Raw genomic sequence first — 968 nt, 5'->3', positions numbered from 1 at the left:
GACAGGTTTGCTGGCGTGACGGTGACTGCGTTCATGTCGGATGGCACGGAGCGTGAGCTGGCTGCCGATGATGTGATGGTCGCTGGCTCGTATTTCGGCGAGGGCGGCGATGTTGATCTGACCAAGCCGTTCGAGCGCGCTGGTAAGGTGCAGATCGTGGTGAGGCTGAAGGCCGATCCGTCGAAGGAGGACACGTTCACGGTGACGGTTGCCGAGAAGACGCCGGTTACGCCGGAGCCGACTGAGCCGACGGTTGCGTCGATCAAGGCGACCGCGCAGACCGAGTACAAGGTCGGTGACACGTTCGCTGGGCTGAAGGTCGTTGCGACGATGTCCGACAAGTCCGTCAAGGAGCTTGCTGCGGGTGAGTACACGGTCAAGGCGGCCGATGCGGCCGGTAATGCGGTTGATCTGTCCAAGCCGTTCGACAAGGCGGGCACGTTCCGTGTGACCGTCGCGTCCGTGGCCAACGCCAAGGCGACCGACACGTTCACGGTGACGGTTGCCGAGAAGGCGGTGACGCCTGATCCGGAGCCGAATCCTGGTCCGAGTGTGCCGGGATTGTCTGATTTGACGGAGTCGAATCGTGTCGCCGGTCTGGTTCCGGTGGATTCGATGGTTGCCGGTGGCACGGTGACGTTGCGTGTTGGTGCGGCTCATGCTGGTCGGGTGGTCGTGGTGTTCCTTGATTCGGCTGGTGTTGTGCGTTCTCGTGGCAATGTGACGGTCGGTGCGGACGGCGTGGTTGAGGCGTTTGCTCCGAATCTTGCTGGCTCGTATCGGGTTGCGGTGTCGACTGCCGGTGGCGCGTTGCTGTGGGATGTGGTGTCGGTGACGGCGAAGTCCGAGACTCCGGCTCCGACCCCGAAGCCGACCCCGAAGCCGACGCCGTCGCCTGCGCCGCAGACTCCGTCGAAGAGGCCGACGGTGGCTGATACGGGTGCGTCGGTCGCCGTGGTGGCGCTTGC

The 968-nt window shown here is 64.0% G+C and carries 1 pseudogene; it reads left to right on the top strand.

Going from position 1 to position 968, the window contains the following annotated elements:
- Positions 1-21: 21 nt before the first annotated feature.
- Positions 22-968, top strand: a pseudogene (locus EHS19_RS10495) (hypothetical protein); the annotation flags it as partial.

Origin of the sequence: Bifidobacterium jacchi (assembly GCF_009078285.1) — a bacterium.
GTDB classification, from domain to species: domain Bacteria; phylum Actinomycetota; class Actinomycetes; order Actinomycetales; family Bifidobacteriaceae; genus Bifidobacterium; species Bifidobacterium jacchi.
This window is presented reverse-complemented; position numbering and strand designations above follow the sequence as displayed.